The organism is Bradyrhizobium macuxiense (genome assembly GCF_001542415.1).
Taxonomy (GTDB): Bacteria; Pseudomonadota; Alphaproteobacteria; order Rhizobiales; family Xanthobacteraceae; genus Bradyrhizobium; species Bradyrhizobium macuxiense.
The window spans coordinates 145,709-161,004 of the sequence record NZ_LNCU01000120.1 but is presented as its reverse complement, the minus strand read 5'-3'; the positions used below and the strand labels follow the sequence as shown (position 1 = coordinate 161,004).

Below are 15,296 nucleotides of genomic sequence, written 5' to 3'. Positions count from 1 at the left end.
CTGCTCGGCTCGGTCGGCGAGCCGATCAATCCGGAAGCCTGGGAATGGTATTACCGCGTGGTCGGTGACGACCGCTGCCCGATCGTCGACACCTGGTGGCAGACCGAGACCGGCGGCATCCTGATCACGCCGCTGCCCGGCGCCACCAAGCTGAAGCCGGGATCGGCGACGCGGCCGTTCTTCGGCGTGGTGCCCGAGATCGTCGATGCCGACGGCAAGACGCTGGACGGCGAGACCTCGGGCAATCTCTGCCTGACCAAATCCTGGCCGGGTCAGATGCGCACGGTCTATGGCGATCATGCCCGCTTCGAGCAGACCTACTTCTCGACCTACAAGGGCAAGTACTTCACCGGCGACGGCTGTCGCCGCGACGCCGACGGCTATTACTGGATCACCGGCCGCGTCGACGACGTCATCAACGTCTCCGGCCACCGCATGGGCACCGCCGAGGTCGAAAGCTCGCTGGTCGCGCATGAGGCGGTGTCGGAAGCCGCGGTCGTGGGTTACCCGCACGACATCAAGGGCCAGGGCATCTACGCCTATGTCACCTTGATGAAGGGCACCGAGCCGACCGAAGCGCTGCGCAAGGAGCTGGTCGCCTGGGTGCGCAAGGACATCGGCCCGATCGCATCCCCCGATCTGATCCAGTTCGCGCCCGGCCTGCCGAAGACGCGCTCGGGCAAGATCATGCGCCGCATCCTGCGCAAGATCGCGGAGGACGAGCCGTCCAGCCTCGGCGACACCTCGACGCTCGCCGATCCGGCCGTGGTCGACGATCTCGTCCATAACCGCCAGAACAAGAAGGGGGCGGGGGCGTAGCCCGCGCCCCTAAAGCGCGATGAGATCAGATTGAATCGTCATCGCGCTTTAGCTTCTTGTTTAAGCATGATCTCCGCGCAAACGCGTTCCGCGTTTGTCGCGAGGGAAAACCGCTTCACACTTTTCCGGATCATGCTCCAGCATCCGGATACAGAGCCGCAGGGCCGCGCGCGATCATCGCCGCGGCCCTTTCATTTGGCGGCACCGGCCTTTCACGTAATCGTCAGGGGCGTGGCGCCGCCGCGGCGCGATTGCGGCCAAGTGTTGTTTCCAGGTCATTTACTTTAATCCGAACATTTCCTTTCCTCGCACCATCAGGACGTGTCTCGCGACCAGCGTGGCAACCATCCGGTTAAACCACGCGGTTAACATTGCGTACGTGAGACCGGCAGGCCCGGCTCTTGGGCTTTGCTCCTTGTTTTTTGAGGCCCCGCAAGGGGCTGTTGGGCAGTGGAGAAGGTGATGTCGTTGAGAATTGCGGTGGCGTTGGCCGCCACCATCGGGGCAGGCGTTTTGATGTCGTCGGCGGCCGAAGCACGGCCGGAAATGGTCGGCATTCACGCCGAGAATTATTCGCCGGGCACCATCGTGGTGAGGACGAACGAACGGCACCTCTATCTCATTCTCGATTCCGGTCACGCCATGCGTTACCCGGTCGGCGTCGGCAAGGCCGGCAAGCAGTGGGCCGGCACCACCCGGATCGACGGCAAGTATCGCTACCCGGCCTGGTCGCCGCCCGCCGAAGTGAAGCGCGACAAGCCGAGCATCCCGGACGTGATCGCCGGCGGCTCGCCCCATAACCCGATGGGCGTCGCCGCGATGACTCTCGCCGGCGGCGAATACGCGATCCACGGCACCAATATGCCGGGCTCGGTCGGCGGCTTCGTCTCCTACGGCTGCATCCGCATGTTGAACCCCGACATCACCGACCTCTTTTCGCGCGTGTCGGTCGGTACGACCGTGGTCGTGACCCGCTGATCGTCTGCAAGAACTGATGAAAAGAGCCGCGCATGCGCGCGGCTTTTTAATTGCGGCGCTTGAGCTTGATGCACAACGACGCGTCGCGGCTTGCAATCGTCGCGCTCAACGCCAGGCGTTGGCGCACCAGCCGCTACGATGACCACCGTTATAGGTGCGCGCATAACCGCCTGCGAGCAACGCCGCCGATACGTTGGCGGTCTTCCCCGTCGCGACATCGGCGACGACACGCCCCTGATATTTGTCGGGACCGACATTGTAGATCGTAACGTCGCCTTCCCGGAGCAGATCGCGTAGCGCTGAAGTCGCCGCCTCCGCCATCTGCAATTCCTGCGGGCAGGACGCCTTCAGCTCCGGCGCATCGATGCCGCGCAAACGGACGTGGGTGGTCAGGTCGAGGCCCGGCCATACATGCACCCGCGCCGCGAAGGTGTCGCCATCGATTGTCCTGATGACGTCAGCGGGATGCCGGGCATCCGGTGCGCCGGCCCGCTTCCAGATCGCGTCGGTTTCGCGAGACCGGCTGTCGGACCAGTGCGGCAACGGCAAATGCACCCATTGGCGGATCGGCAACATGCTGCCGGCAGCCATGCCGAGAACGAACACCCAGGGCAGCGCCTTCGAGAATCGCCGGCCCCAGGGCGACCTGCCGAAGGGCGGCCGTCCCGGCGCACGATGAGTATTTATTCTCTCGTATGGGGACATATTCCCGAGCTGGAGCATGATCCGGAAAAGTGGAAACCGGTTTTCCGAAAAGATCATGCTCAAACAAAGAGATGAGATCATGATGCGATTCTATTCTATCGCATCATGATCTAGCCCCTGAGTCGGCCGGTCACACAAGGGTCTCAAAAGTCCGAGGCGATGCCCTTGGTTTCCCAATCGCCGTAACGGGTCGGTTCCGGGCCCTTCGGACCCTGGAATTCTTTCGGCCGGGTGGACGCATCCTGCGCGGCTGCCGCCTCGGCCGCCTTTCGCCGCGCTTCGGCCTCGGCAAGTGCCCGTTGCGCTGCCGGCGCTAGCTGCTTGCGCGGGGCGGGCTCCGATGGCGCTGAAGATTTGTCAGACGCTGAAGATTTGTCAGACATGGCAAAATTTTCCGGCTGCGCGTCTCGCCGTTTGATGTCGGCGCAGCGGCGGCATCACAGTCACAAGATATCCCGGCACGATTCTTACATTTGGCATATTCGCATGCCACAGGTGCTTTCCAGTTCATAGGCATGAGCCGAATGTAACTCAGCACCTTTCGAGATATCTCCGCTCCATGCCTCCTTCAAGATTTGCAGTTCCCTCAGAAGTACCCGGTCTCGCGGCCCGACGAATCGCGGCCGACATCCTCGACGGCGTGCTGCACAAGCATCGCACGCTCGACGACCAGCTCGACGGCGCCGGTGCACATCCCGGCCTGAAATCGCTCGCCGATCGCGATCGCGCGCTGATGCGCCGGCTGGTGTCGACCATCCTGCGCCGGCTCGGCACGCTCGGTCACCTGCTGTCGCGCCTGCTCGACCGTGGTGTCCCGACCGATGCGCCGCGCGCGCAGAGCGCGCTCCTGATCGGCGCCGCACAGATCCTCTGGATGGATGTGCCCGATCACGCCGCGGTCGATCTCTCGGTGCGTCTGGTGCAGTCGGACCGGCGCGCGGCGAAATATGCCGGGCTCGTCAACGCCGTGCTGCGCCGTTGCGCGCGCGAGGGCCAGGGCCTGATCGACGAAGTCAAGACGCAGTCGCTCGATCTGCCGCAATGGATGCTGACGCGCTGGATCGCGCATTACGGTGAATCGACCGCACGCGACATGGCGCTCGCGCTCGGCCATGAGCCGTCGCTCGATCTCACGGTGAAGTCGGATGCGCCGCAATGGGCGAGCCGCCTGCACGGCGAGACGCTGCCGACGGGAACCGTGCGCACGCTGCTGCAGGGTTCCGTGACCATGCTGCCGGGTTTCGCTGAAGGCCAGTGGTGGGTGCAGGACGCCGCCGCCGCGCTGCCCGCGCGCCTGTTCGGCGACGTCAAGGACAAGGCGATCGCCGACCTCTGCGCCGCGCCCGGCGGCAAGACCGCGCAGCTCGCGTTTGCCGGCGCGCGCGTCACTGCCGTCGATCGGTCGCCGGCGCGGATGGCGCGGCTGCGCGACAACCTCACGCGCCTGTCGCTGCAGGCCGAGAACGTGGTGACTGATTCGGCCGAATGGTCGACCGAAGCCGAAGGCTTTGACGGCATCCTGGTCGATGCGCCCTGTACCTCGACCGGAACGATTCGCCGCCACCCCGACGTCGCCTGGCTGCGGCAGGAGGCTGACATCGCCGCGCTGTCCGGACTGCAGCGGCGGCTGCTGCAAAGGGCCGTCGCGCTGCTGAAGCCCGGCGGTACGCTGGTCTACTGCACCTGCTCGCTGGAGCCTGAGGAAGGCGAACAGGCAATTGCAGCGCTATTGGCGGGCGAATCAGGCCTGCGCCGTGCGCCGGTCGCGAAAGACGAGGTCGCGGGCCTCAACGAAATCGTCACCGCCGCCGGCGATTTGCGCACCCTGCCCTGCCATTTGCCCCATGCCGACCCGCGGCTGGGCGGGCTGGATGGATTTTACGCGGCCAGGCTGGTTAAATCCTGATTTTAAACTTGTGTCTTCTAAGCTCCGACTGATTCGCGCAGATTCAAGAGGGTGTCTTGGGCGCGTTTCCGGATTAAATAAGGATTCGTTCAAGATCCCCTCCCCACAAGGTTAGGCGTGTCGGTCGCTCAAAGCAGACGCATCTCGACGCTGATTGCTGGCCGCTTCGCCCGCAGCATGGTCGCACGCGCCAGCGGCGGAACCGTCGCGCTGTCGCGGCTGTGGCCCGGCCGCACCGACCGGCTGATCATCGCGCCGCACGACCTGCGGACTGCCGACGCCACCCGCGCCGCCGAAATCTATGCCGGCCGATTCGTCTTCGCCGGCAAGATCGTCACCTGTCACGGGCGCTCGATCTTCGATCTCGAACCGCCGTCGGAAGATTGGGAAGCCGCCCTGCTCGGCTTCGGCTGGCTGCGCCATCTGCGCGCCGCCGACACCGCGCTGACCCGCGCCAATGCGCGCTCGCTGGTCGACGACTGGATCTCGAACCAGGCGCGCAGGCGGCCGCTGGAAGGCCGCGCCGATGTGCGCGCGCGCCGCGTGATCTCGCTGTTGTCGCAGGCGCCACTGGTGCTCGGTGACAGCGACGGCAAGTTTTACCGTAAATATCTGCGCGGGCTGGCGCGCGAGATCCGCTATTTGCGCTACGCGGCGCTCGACAATGACGGCGTGCCGCGCCTGCAGGTGCTGATCGCGCAGTGCTACGCCTCGCTCTGCCTCGCCAACCAGGCACGCAACATCAAGGCGACATCGCGCAAGCTCTCCGAGGAATTGCAGCGCCAGATCCTGCCCGATGGCGGCCACATCTCGCGCAATCCCGGAGCGCTGGTCGAACTGCTCAGCGATCTCTTGCCGCTGCGGCAGACGTTTGCCGCGCGGAACATCGCACCGCCACCGGCGCTGCTGAATGCGATCGACCGCATGATGCCGATGCTGCGCTTCTTCCGGCACGGCGACGGCAGCTTCGCGCTGTTCAACGGCATGAGCACCGCGCCGTCCGATCTCGTCGCAACCCTGCTCGCCTATGACGACACGCGCGGCGTGCCGATGTCGAGCATGCCGCATTCCGGCTTTCAGCGGATCGATGCCGGCACGGCCACCCTGATCGTCGACACCGGCCCACCGCCGCCACCAAGTGTCAGCCAGGATGCGCATGCCGGCTGCCTGTCCTTCGAGCTCTCGTCCGGTCCGAGCCGCATCGTCGTCAACTGCGGCATGCCGAGCACCGGGCGCGAGAATTGGCGGCCGTTCGCACGCTCCACCGCGGCGCATTCGACGCTGACCTATCGCGAGGCCTCGTCGTGCCAGTTCGTCGAGCTTTCCGCGATGAAGCGGCTGCTGCGCGGCGCGCCGATCACCAGCGGCCCCAGCCATGTCGAGAATTACCGCGAACCCGTCACCGACGGCGAGATGCTGACCACCTCGCATGACGGCTATCTCTCCCGCTTCGGCGTGATCCATCGCCGCCTGCTGGTCTTGTCTCACGACGGCACCCGCCTGGAGGGCGAGGATCAGCTCTCGCCGGCATCGGGCGGCCGCATCAAGGGCAGCGAGACCGGCTTTGCGTTGCGCTTCCACCTGCATCCTTCGGTGAAGGCGAGCCGCCTGTCGGACGCACGCGGCGTGATGTTGGTGCTGCCCAACCGCGACGTCTGGACCTTCGAGGCGCTCGACGACAAGGTCGATCTCGAGGACAGCGTGTTCCTCGCCGGCAATGACGGCCCGCGCCGCACCTCCCAGATCGTGCTCCGGCTGGACGCGCGGCAGGTGTCCACGATCCGCTGGAGCTTCATGCGCTCCTCGACCTCGGCCTCCGCCACCAATGCCCGGCGCAACGCCCGCCGCGAGCCGGAACTGCCGCTGTAAATTTGTCCCCAAACCGGACCTTCCCGGTTCCGTGACCCACCAAACCATGCTACCCGGCTGCCTTAACAGCCAGGGATTTATGAGATGACCGAACAGCTTCGCCGCGTGACCCGCGCTCTGTTGTCCGTTTCCGACAAGACCGGACTGATCGATTTTGCGAAGGCGCTTGCCGACCATGGCGTCGAGCTGGTCTCGACCGGCGGCACCGCCAAGGCGATCGCCGCGGCAGGATTGAAGGTCAAGGACGTCTCCGAGCTGACCGGCTTCCCCGAGATGATGGACGGCCGGGTCAAGACCCTGCATCCGAAGGTGCATGGCGGCCTGCTCGCGATCCGCGACAACAAGGAGCATGCGTCGGCGATGCAGGCGCACGGCATCGCGCCGATCGATCTCCTGGTCGTCAATCTCTATCCGTTCGAGGCGACCGTCAACAAAGGCGCCGGCTTCGAGGAGTGCATCGAGAACATCGACATCGGCGGCCCCGCGATGATCCGCGCCGCGGCGAAGAACCATGACGACGTGGCCGTGGTCGTCGAGGCGCAGGACTATCAGTCGGTGCTCGACGAGCTAGCCGCGCACAAGGGCGCGACCTCGCTCGGCCTGCGCCGGCGGCTCGCCGCAAAGGCCTATGCGCGCACCGCGGCCTATGACGCCGCGATCTCGAACTGGTTCGCCGTGCAACTCGATACCAAGGCGCCGGACTTCCGCGCCTTCGGCGGCAGGCTGATCCAGTCGCTGCGCTACGGCGAGAATCCGCACCAGAGCGCGGCGTTCTACGCCACGCCGGACAAGCGGCCGGGTGTCGCCACCGCGCGGCAGCTGCAGGGCAAGGAACTGTCCTACAACAACATCAACGACACCGATGCCGCTTATGAATGCATCGGCGAGTTCGATCCGAACCGCACCGCGGCTTGCGTCATCGTCAAGCACGCCAATCCGTGCGGCGTCGCCGAGGGCCCTGATCTCGCCACTGCCTACGCCCGTGCGCTGGCCTGCGATTCGACCTCGGCCTATGGCGGCATCATCGCGGTCAACCGCACGCTCGATGCGGACGCCGCGCGCGCCATCATCGGCATCTTCACCGAGGTGATCATCGCGCCCGACGCGACCGAGGAAGCGATCGCGATCATCGCCGGCCGGCGCAATCTGCGCCTGTTGCTCGCGGGCGGCCTGCCGAACCCGCGCGCGGTCGGCCTCACCGCCAAGACAGTCGCCGGCGGTCTCTTGGTGCAGAGCCGCGACAATGCCGTGGTCGAAGACATGAACCTCAAGGTCGCGACCAAGCGCGCGCCGACCGATGCCGAGCTGCGCGATCTGAAATTCGCGTTCCGGGTCGCCAAGCACGTCAAGTCGAACACCATCATCTACGCCAAGGACCTCGCGACCGTCGGCATCGGCGCCGGGCAGATGAGCCGGGTCGATTCCGCGCGCATCGCCGCCCGCAAGGCGTTGGATGCAGCGGCCGAGCTAAAGCTGGCGGAGCCCTTGACCAAGGGCTCCGTGGTCGCCTCCGACGCGTTCTTCCCGTTCGCCGACGGCATGCTCGCCTGCATCGAGGCCGGCGCCACCGCGGTGATCCAGCCCGGCGGCTCGATGCGCGACGACGAGGTGATCAAGGCCGCCGACGAGCACGGCATCGCCATGGTGTTCACCGGCGTCAGGCACTTCCGGCACTGATCTTTCGGCATGGTCGTCCCTGCCTAGTGCGCAATTGCGCACGGGAGCAGGGACCCATAACCACCGAACTTGCTTGGTGAGGGGCGACTAACCCCAGCGCGCCTTCGATAGATCACGCGGTATGGGTCCGGCTTTCGCCGGGACGACAGCGGTTATTGCTCCCGCACCTTCGCCAGCAGCGCCAGGCCCACCAGGAAAAACAGCACCAGCACGGCCATGCCGGCCTTCTGGCTCGCGGTCGCCGCGGTGATCGCCCCGATCATGAGCGGGCCGATGAACGACGTCACCTTCCCGGTCAGCGCGAACAAGCCGAAATACTGCGCGATGCGATCCTTCGGCGCGAGGCGGATCAGCAGCGACCGCGAGGCCGCCTGCAGCGGCGCGCCGGTGGCGCCGATCAGGCAGCCGAGCACGATGTAGGCGCGCTCGGCCGCGCCGGCGAAGAACGGACCGCCTGATACCGGCGGCGCGACCGGAATGAACAGGACGGAGTCCTTGTTCACGGTGAGGATCGTGACGATCGCAAACAGCAGGATCAGCAGGCTGCCCGTGATGACGCGCTTCGGCCCGAACGCGTCGTCGAGCTTGCCGCCGAGCCATCCGCCGAACGTGCCGGCAATCGCCAGGATGATGCCGAAGGTGCCGATGCGGATCGTGTCCCAGCCGAACGTGCCGGCGGCATAGATGCCGCCGAAGGCAAACAGCGATACCAGCCCGTCGGTGTAGATCATGTTCGCGAGCAGAAACCGCGCCATCGATTTCTGCTTCGGCAGGCTGGCGAGCGACTGCCGAAGCTCGCGCAGGCCTTCGCCGAGCGCATCGCGCAGCCGCCGCTTCGCCGGATAATCCGGCGTGAACAGGAACATCGGCGCCACGAAGATGATGAACCACAGCCCCGTCAGTGGTCCGGTGATGCGATCGCCTTCGTGCATCACGGGATCGAGACCGAACAGCGGAGTGAATCCGAACAGCGTGCGGCCGGTCTCGGCATTGGCGGCGAGGAAGCCGAGCACCAGCACGAGACTCAGGATGCCGCCGACATAACCGGTGGCCCAGCCGGTGCCTGACAATCGCCCGATCCTGTCCGGCGGCACCAGCGTCGGCATCATCGCGTTGTTGAAGACGGTGGCGAACTCGACGCCGACGCTTGCGATCGCATAGGCGAGCAGCAGCGCGGGGATCACCTCGGGATTGCCGGGCTTGCCGATCCACATCGCGCTCGCGCCGATCACGAGCAGCGCGCCGAAGCCCGCGATCCACGGCTTGCGGCGGCCGCTGGCGTCGGCAATCGCGCCCAGCACCGGCGACAGCAGCGCGATCGCGAGCCCGGCCGCTGCTGTGGCAAAGCCCCACAGCGCCTGTCCGCTCGCCGGGTCCGGCGCGACGAAGCTCGCGAAATACGGTGCGAAGACGAAGGTCGTGATCAGCGTGAAATAGGGCTGGGCGGCCCAGTCGAAGAAGATCCAGCTGATGACGGCGGCGCGTCCCGGATAGGTCCTCACATCGCCCACGTCCTGTGCCGTCGCCGTCATCGCCATAAAGATTCCTCAACTCGCCTCACGAACAGGCGTTTTGCCTCACCGTCTCGTCCCCATATAGCATGAGCTTGTTTGGTGGATGTCAGTTCGGTGATGAACGGGGCGGGAGTTTCGATGGCAAATGTTGCAATGATATCGCGACGATTGTTCGCCGCTCTTCTGGTGATCGGTTTCGCGGCGCCGGTACTCGGCCAGGTGCAGCGCCGCTTCTATACGCCGCCAACCGCCGACACAATTCACAGCATCCCCGCCGAAAGCGGCATGGTGGTGGCACAGGAAAAACTCGCCGCACAGGCCGGTGCCGACATCCTGCGCCAGGGCGGCAACGCGGTCGACGCCGCGGTTGCCACCGGATTTGCGATGGCTGTGACCTATCCGCGCGCCGGCAATATCGGCGGCGGCGGTTTCATGGTGATCCATCTCGCCGGTCGCAACGAGGACGTCACCATCGACTACCGCGAGACCGCGCCGCAGGCCGCGACGCGCGACATGTTCCTCGGCGCCGGCGGCAAGCCGGATCCCGACAAGTCGCGCAACTCCGCCCTCGGCATCGGCGTGCCCGGCACCGTGGCCGGACTGGCGCTGGCGCTCGAGAAATACGGCTCCGGCAAATTCACGCTGGCGCAGATCATCAAGCCCGCAATCGACCTAGCGCGCGACGGCTTCATCGTCACCGACGACACGTCGGATACGCTCCACGACATGTATCGCCGTATGTCGCGCTGGCCGAATTCGGCAAAGGGCTTCCTGCAGGCCGACGGCACGCCATTGCACGAGGGCGACCGGCTGATCCAGGGCGATCTCGCCACGACGCTGACCGCGATTTCGGATCAAGGTCCACGCGGCTTCTACGACGGCGCGGTTGCCGAGAAGCTCGTCAAGGGCATCAAGGATGCCGGCGGCATCATCAGCCTCGACGATCTGAAATCCTATCAGCCGGTGATCCGTCAGCCGATCCGCGGCACCTATCGCGGCTACGATATCGTCTCGATGCCGCAGCCTTCCTCGGGCGGCGTGGTGCTGCTGGAGATCCTGAACATCCTGGAAGGCTTTCCGATGTCCGACTTCAAGCAGGGCTCGGCCACTTCGCTGCATGTGATGATCGAAGCGATGAAGCGCGCCTATGCCGATCGCGCGCGCTATCTCGGCGATCCCGCCTTCGTCGATGCGCCGACACAACTGCTGATCGACAAGGACTACGCCGCCAAGCAGCGCGCGACCATCGACCCCGCCCGCGCCACGCCGTGGACCGATGTGCGGAACGCGAAGCAGCCGCACGAAGGCGACAACACCACGCACTACTCCGTCGTCGATGCCAGCGGCAACGCCGTCAGCAACACCTATACGCTGAACTTCCCCTATGGCGTCGGCCTCGTCGCTGACGGCACCGGCGTGCTGCTCAACAACGAGCTCGACGATTTCACCGCCGCGCCCGGCGCCTCCAATGCGTTCGGCCTGGTCGGCTTCGAGGCCAACCTGCCCGGACCGGGCAAGCGTCCGCTGTCGTCGATGGCGCCGACCATCGTGCTGAAGGACGGCAAGCCGGTGCTGGTGACGGGCTCGCCCGGCGGCAGCCGCATCATCTCCGCGGTGACGCAGATCATCGTCGACGTGATCGACTACAAGATGGATATCGCCGCCGCCGTTGCGGCGCCGCGCATCCATCATCAATGGCTGCCCGACGAGGTCAGGATCGAGCGCGGGTTTCCCAAGGATGTCCTCGACGAGCTGAAGGCCAAGGGCCACAGGCTGGTCGAGCCGCTCGGCTACTCCTCGGCCAACTCGATCCTCGTCACATCAAACGGACTGCTCGGCGCGCCCGATCCGCGCACGCGCGGTTCGGAAGCGGCAGGACAGTGAAACTCGGCGGCACAAGCGTAAGGTGAGCAAAGCGCGAGCGTGCCCACCCTCGCGAGCACGCTGAATCCTGGTGGGCACGGCGCAAACGCCCCTTTGCCCACCGTACGGCATCGCGCTAAATTGTCGGTTCCGCGCGAGCTGGCTGCGCCCTCCAAGTGCCGGCAACAATAGCCTCCAAGGGAACGCGTATGAGTTCAGCCGAATCCAAACCCATTGAAGTCGCCGAGATCGAGGACACCAGCCTTCTCGCCTTCTACCGCGACATGAACCTGCAGGAGCGGCGCACCTTCTGGGCCTGCGGCGCGGGTTGGGCGCTCGACGGCATGGATTTCATGATCTACCCGCTCGTGATCGGCACCATCATCACGCTGTGGAAGGTCGATCCCGGCACCGCAGGACTCGCGGGCACCGTGACGCTGCTGTCATCGGCCGTCGGCGGCTGGCTCGGCGGATACCTCGCCGACCGCATCGGGCGGGTCAGGACGCTGCAATTCACCATCCTCTGGTTCTCGGTGTTCTCGCTGATCTGCGCCGTCGTGCAGAATTTCGATCAACTCCTGATCGCCCGCGCGCTGCTGGGCCTCGGCTTCGGCGGCGAATGGGCCGCGGGCGCCGTGCTGATGGGCGAAGCAATCCGTGCGCAATATCGCGGCCGCGCAGTCGGTTCGGTGCAATCCGGATGGGCAATCGGCTGGGGGTTCGCCGTGGTGGCGCAGGCCGTGCTGTTCTCGATGTTGCCGGCGGAAAGCGCGTGGCGCTGGATGTTCGTGATCGGCGCGCTGCCGGCGCTGCTCGTGTTCTACCTCCGCCGCTATGTCACCGAGCCCGAGATTTCCGCGGCGACGATGGCGAAACGGCAGGCGTCCGGCAGCGGGCCAGCCGCATTGTGGGAGATATTTCATGGGCCGATCCTGAAGACCACACTGCTGGCCTCGCTGGTGGGCACGGGCATGCAGGGCGGCTATTACGCCATCACCTTTTGGGTGCCGCGTTTCCTCACCACCGAGCGCAAGCTCTCGGTGGTCGGTTCCACCGGCTATCTGGCGACCCTGATCATCGGCTCTTTCATCGGCTATCTGGTCGGCGCCTGGCTCGCCGATCGCATCGGCCGGCGTAACCTGTTCCTGATCTTCTCGCTCGGCGCCATCGCCGTGGTGCTGCTCTACACCCAGCTGCCGCTGTCCAATGAGGTGCTGTGGGTCCTCGGCTTCCCACTCGGCTTCTTCGCCTCCGGCTATTTCTCCGGCATGGGCGCGTTCCTGACCGAGCTCTATCCGACACGGCTGCGCGGTTCCGGCCAGGGTTTCTGCTACAATTTCGGCCGCGGCGTCGGCGCGCTGTTTCCGTACCTGGTCGGTGCATTGTCGACGACAACGACGCTCGCGAACGCGATCGCGATCTTTGCGGTGGCGGCCTACGGCGTGTTCTTCCTCGCCGCCTACGCGCTGCCGGAGACACGCGGTCGCGTGCTGCATGCGGATGCGTGAGGTGATGAGGTAGCATCGTGGCCACACCGCTTGCTCCACTTCGCCTCTCCCCTTGTGGGAGCCCTAGCAGTCGCGCGTCCCTAACTGTGAAGGAGCCGGCAAATGACATCGCTCAAAGGCAAGACGCTGTTCATCTCGGGCGCGAGCCGCGGCATCGGGCTGGCGATTGCGCTGCGGGCCGCGCGTGACGGCGCCAATGTCGCGATCGCGGCGAAGACCGCCGAGCCGCATCCGAAGCTGAAGGGCACAATATACACCGCCGCCGACGAGGTCCGAGGCGCCGGCGGCAAGGCGCTGCCGGTGATCTGCGATATCAGGGATGAGGCGCAGGTGGTGGCGGCGATCGAGCAGACTGCCGCCGAGTTCGGCGGCATCGACATCTGCGTCAACAATGCCGGCGCGATCAGCCTGACCACCTCGCAGGCGACCGACATGAAGCGGTTCGACCTGATGATGGGAATCAACACCCGCGGCACCTTCATGGTGTCGAAATACTGCATCCCGCATCTGAAGAAGGCGGAGAACCCGCACATCCTGATGCTGTCGCCGCCGCTCGACATGAAGACCAAATGGTTCGAGCATTCGACCGCCTACACGATGGCGAAATACGGCATGAGCATGTGCGTGCTCGGGCTGGCCGGCGAGCTGAAGTCCGCAGGCATCGCCGTCAACGCACTGTGGCCGCGCACCACGATCGCGACCGCCGCGGTCGGCAATCTGCTCGGCGGTGACACCATGATGCGCGCGAGCCGCACGCCCGAGATCATGGGCGACGCGGCCTATGCGATTGTCACCCGGCCGTCGCGCGAGTTCACCGGCCACTTCTGCATCGACGACAAGGTGCTCTACGCCAACGGCGTGCGCGACTTCGAGTCCTATCGCGTCGACCGCTCGGTGCCGCTAATGTCGGATTTCTTTGTTCCCGACGACGACGTGCCGCCGCCCGGCGTCATCGTACAACCCTTGCCATCCGCTAAGGGATGATCGCGCTCAGACAAGGCGTCATAATAATGATGCATCCTCATCTCACCGTGCTCTAGGCGCGTGGCTTTTCTCGAAGAGGTGACGCGTGCGCGCTCGGATCTGGATCGCGTTGGCTGTGCTGCTGTCCGCCGCGGTTCTGGTTGCCGGCGGCTATTTTCGAGCCGACAAGGCCGCCCGCTTCATGGCCGACTTCGTCGCGCACAATGTCTGCATCAGGACCTTCGTTTCCGGGCTCGACGCGGATGCCAATTTTGCGGCGATCACGGATATTCCGAGCGTCCGGCCGTGGCGATACGTGATGAGCTACCGGGTCGATCAGACAGCCAAGGTCGTCGAGACATCGATCATGGGATTGGTGCACGGCCAGGCCACGTTTCGCCAAGGCTTTGGTTGCACCTTGCGGCTCGGGTCAAAACCTCCCTACCTGCTTCGGAGCGACCTCGACGCGCTGAGAATTCCGACATCGCCTCCGTTGCTGCCGGAGATCGCCCCTCCGGCGGTTGTCGAGACGCCGGACGCGGCGCTCGCGACGGCGCTCGATCATGCGTTCGAGGAGCCGGCGGGGGAAGTATCCCGCAGGACCAAGGCCGTGGTGGTGGTCCACAACGGCCGCGTCATTGCCGAACGCTATGCGCCGGGCGTTGGCGTTGATACGCAGCTGCTCGGATTTTCGCTCAGCAAGTCGGTCGTGAATGCGTTGATCGGGATTCTGCAGCAAAAGAAGCTCATCGATCCCGCGATGGCAGCGCCGATCTCTCGGTGGCAGGGCGCAAGTGATCCGCGTCGCGCGATCACAATCGAGCATCTGATGCGGATGACGTCCGGACTGGCGCTGGACGAGACATTCCTCGGCTTCGACGAGGCAAGCCGCATGTATCTCGACGAGGACATGACCCGCTATGCCGCGAAGGCGCGGCTGATCGCGCCGCCGGGCACGCGATGGCACTATTCCAGCGGATCGTATCAACTGCTGGCAGGGATCATTCGTGACACCGTTGGCGGGCCGGAACAGACACTCGCCTTTGCGTGGCGCGAACTGTTCAATCCGCTCGGCATGCGCCACGTGACGTTGGAATTCGACGCATTCGGTACGCTGCAAGGCGCATCCAACATGCTTGCCAGCGCACGCGATTGGGCGCGGCTCGGCATGCTCTATCTCAGCAACGGTCAGGTCGGCGGCATGCGTCTCTTCAGCGAGGATTGGGTGAATTTCTCCGCGACCGCGACGCTCAATACCGACTATGGCGCCGGGCTCTGGACCAATCGCAGCACGGCCAAGGGCGCAGAGAAGCGGATCAGGCAAGGCATCCCGCGGGACGCATTCTTTGCGACCGGTTTCCTCGACCAGCGCATCGCGATCATTCCGTCGCGGAACGTCGTGATCGTGCGCCTGGGAGATTCCACCGGCCCGTCCGGCGGTGGTGTCGAACGGCTCATCTCCGAGGTTCTGTCAACGATCAAGGAATAGCGCGG

12 protein-coding genes are annotated in these 15,296 nt (G+C 65.3%); 9 read left to right on the top strand and 3 right to left on the bottom strand.

What is annotated here, in order from left to right; all coding sequences use genetic code 11:
• On the top strand, window positions 1–819 hold an 819-nt coding region (locus AS156_RS45430; RefSeq protein ID WP_245313239.1), incomplete at its 5' end, for an AMP-binding enzyme.
• 462 nt (window positions 820–1,281) lie between these two features.
• Entirely contained in the window at window positions 1,282–1,797 is a 516-nt protein-coding gene (locus AS156_RS37555) for a L,D-transpeptidase (RefSeq protein WP_066515225.1), read from the top strand.
• A 105-nt stretch (window positions 1,798–1,902) separates the two neighbouring features.
• On the opposite strand, the gene AS156_RS37550 is transcribed toward AS156_RS37555, so the two are convergent.
• Window positions 1,903–2,502, bottom strand: coding sequence for a thermonuclease family protein (locus tag AS156_RS37550; protein ID WP_201456177.1), 600 nt, complete (start codon window positions 2,500–2,502; stop codon window positions 1,903–1,905).
• A gap of 143 nt (window positions 2,503–2,645) precedes the next feature.
• Window positions 2,646–2,885, bottom strand: a complete 240-nt coding sequence (locus AS156_RS37545) for a DUF1674 domain-containing protein (protein WP_066515047.1) — start codon at window positions 2,883–2,885, stop codon at window positions 2,646–2,648.
• Between the two features lie 176 nt (window positions 2,886–3,061).
• On the opposite strand from AS156_RS37545, the gene AS156_RS37540 reads away from it, so the two are divergent.
• The 3 genes from AS156_RS37540 (at window position 3,062) to purH (ending at window position 7,954) form a co-directional block, all read left to right on the top strand.
• Window positions 3,062–4,408 (top strand): RsmB/NOP family class I SAM-dependent RNA methyltransferase, encoded by a 1,347-nt coding sequence (locus tag AS156_RS37540; RefSeq protein ID WP_066515045.1) that lies wholly within the window; start codon window positions 3,062–3,064, stop codon window positions 4,406–4,408.
• Window positions 4,409–4,525: 117 nt separating this feature from the next.
• A complete protein-coding gene (locus tag AS156_RS37535) occupies window positions 4,526–6,277 on the top strand; it encodes a heparinase II/III family protein (protein WP_066515043.1) in 1,752 nt (583 codons plus the stop codon).
• Between the two features lie 84 nt (window positions 6,278–6,361).
• On the top strand, window positions 6,362–7,954 hold the full coding sequence (purH, locus tag AS156_RS37530) for a bifunctional phosphoribosylaminoimidazolecarboxamide formyltransferase/IMP cyclohydrolase (RefSeq protein ID WP_066515040.1): 1,593 nt from the start codon (window positions 6,362–6,364) through the stop codon (window positions 7,952–7,954).
• A gap of 152 nt (window positions 7,955–8,106) precedes the next feature.
• Here purH and AS156_RS37525 read toward each other — a convergent pair whose 3' ends face one another.
• Window positions 8,107–9,486 (bottom strand): MFS transporter, encoded by a 1,380-nt coding sequence (locus AS156_RS37525; RefSeq protein ID WP_066515222.1) that lies wholly within the window; start codon window positions 9,484–9,486, stop codon window positions 8,107–8,109.
• Between the two features lie 120 nt (window positions 9,487–9,606).
• Here AS156_RS37525 and ggt point away from each other — a divergent pair, with 120 nt between their 5' ends.
• The 4 genes from ggt (at window position 9,607) to AS156_RS37505 (ending at window position 15,291) form a co-directional block, all read left to right on the top strand.
• The gene (gene ggt, locus AS156_RS37520; protein ID WP_066515039.1) at window positions 9,607–11,352 is read left to right on the top strand and encodes a gamma-glutamyltransferase; all 1,746 of its coding nucleotides are present in this window, start codon (window positions 9,607–9,609) and stop codon (window positions 11,350–11,352) included.
• Between the two features lie 188 nt (window positions 11,353–11,540).
• Window positions 11,541–12,839 (top strand): MFS transporter, encoded by a 1,299-nt coding sequence (locus AS156_RS37515; protein WP_066515038.1) that lies wholly within the window; start codon window positions 11,541–11,543, stop codon window positions 12,837–12,839.
• A gap of 102 nt (window positions 12,840–12,941) precedes the next feature.
• Complete coding sequence (locus AS156_RS37510) at window positions 12,942–13,823, top strand: SDR family oxidoreductase (protein WP_066515036.1); 882 nt, start codon at window positions 12,942–12,944, stop codon at window positions 13,821–13,823.
• An 85-nt stretch (window positions 13,824–13,908) separates the two neighbouring features.
• A complete protein-coding gene (locus tag AS156_RS37505; RefSeq protein WP_245313238.1) occupies window positions 13,909–15,291 on the top strand; it encodes a serine hydrolase domain-containing protein in 1,383 nt (460 codons plus the stop codon).
• Window positions 15,292–15,296 lie beyond the last annotated feature (5 nt).

Coding starts and splice junctions, on each gene's coding strand:
- AS156_RS37555 (WP_066515225.1), top strand. CDS start 1,282: ATGTCGTTGAGAATTGCGGTGGCGTTGGCCGCCACCATCGGGGCAGGC.
- AS156_RS37550 (WP_201456177.1), bottom strand. CDS start 2,502: ATGTCCCCATACGAGAGAATAAATACTCATCGTGCGCCGGGACGGCCG.
- AS156_RS37545 (WP_066515047.1), bottom strand. CDS start 2,885: ATGTCTGACAAATCTTCAGCGTCTGACAAATCTTCAGCGCCATCGGAG.
- AS156_RS37540 (WP_066515045.1), top strand. CDS start 3,062: ATGCCTCCTTCAAGATTTGCAGTTCCCTCAGAAGTACCCGGTCTCGCG.
- purH (WP_066515040.1), top strand. CDS start 6,362: ATGACCGAACAGCTTCGCCGCGTGACCCGCGCTCTGTTGTCCGTTTCC.
- AS156_RS37525 (WP_066515222.1), bottom strand. CDS start 9,486: ATGACGGCGACGGCACAGGACGTGGGCGATGTGAGGACCTATCCGGGA.
- ggt (WP_066515039.1), top strand. CDS start 9,607: ATGGCAAATGTTGCAATGATATCGCGACGATTGTTCGCCGCTCTTCTG.
- AS156_RS37515 (WP_066515038.1), top strand. CDS start 11,541: ATGAGTTCAGCCGAATCCAAACCCATTGAAGTCGCCGAGATCGAGGAC.
- AS156_RS37510 (WP_066515036.1), top strand. CDS start 12,942: ATGACATCGCTCAAAGGCAAGACGCTGTTCATCTCGGGCGCGAGCCGC.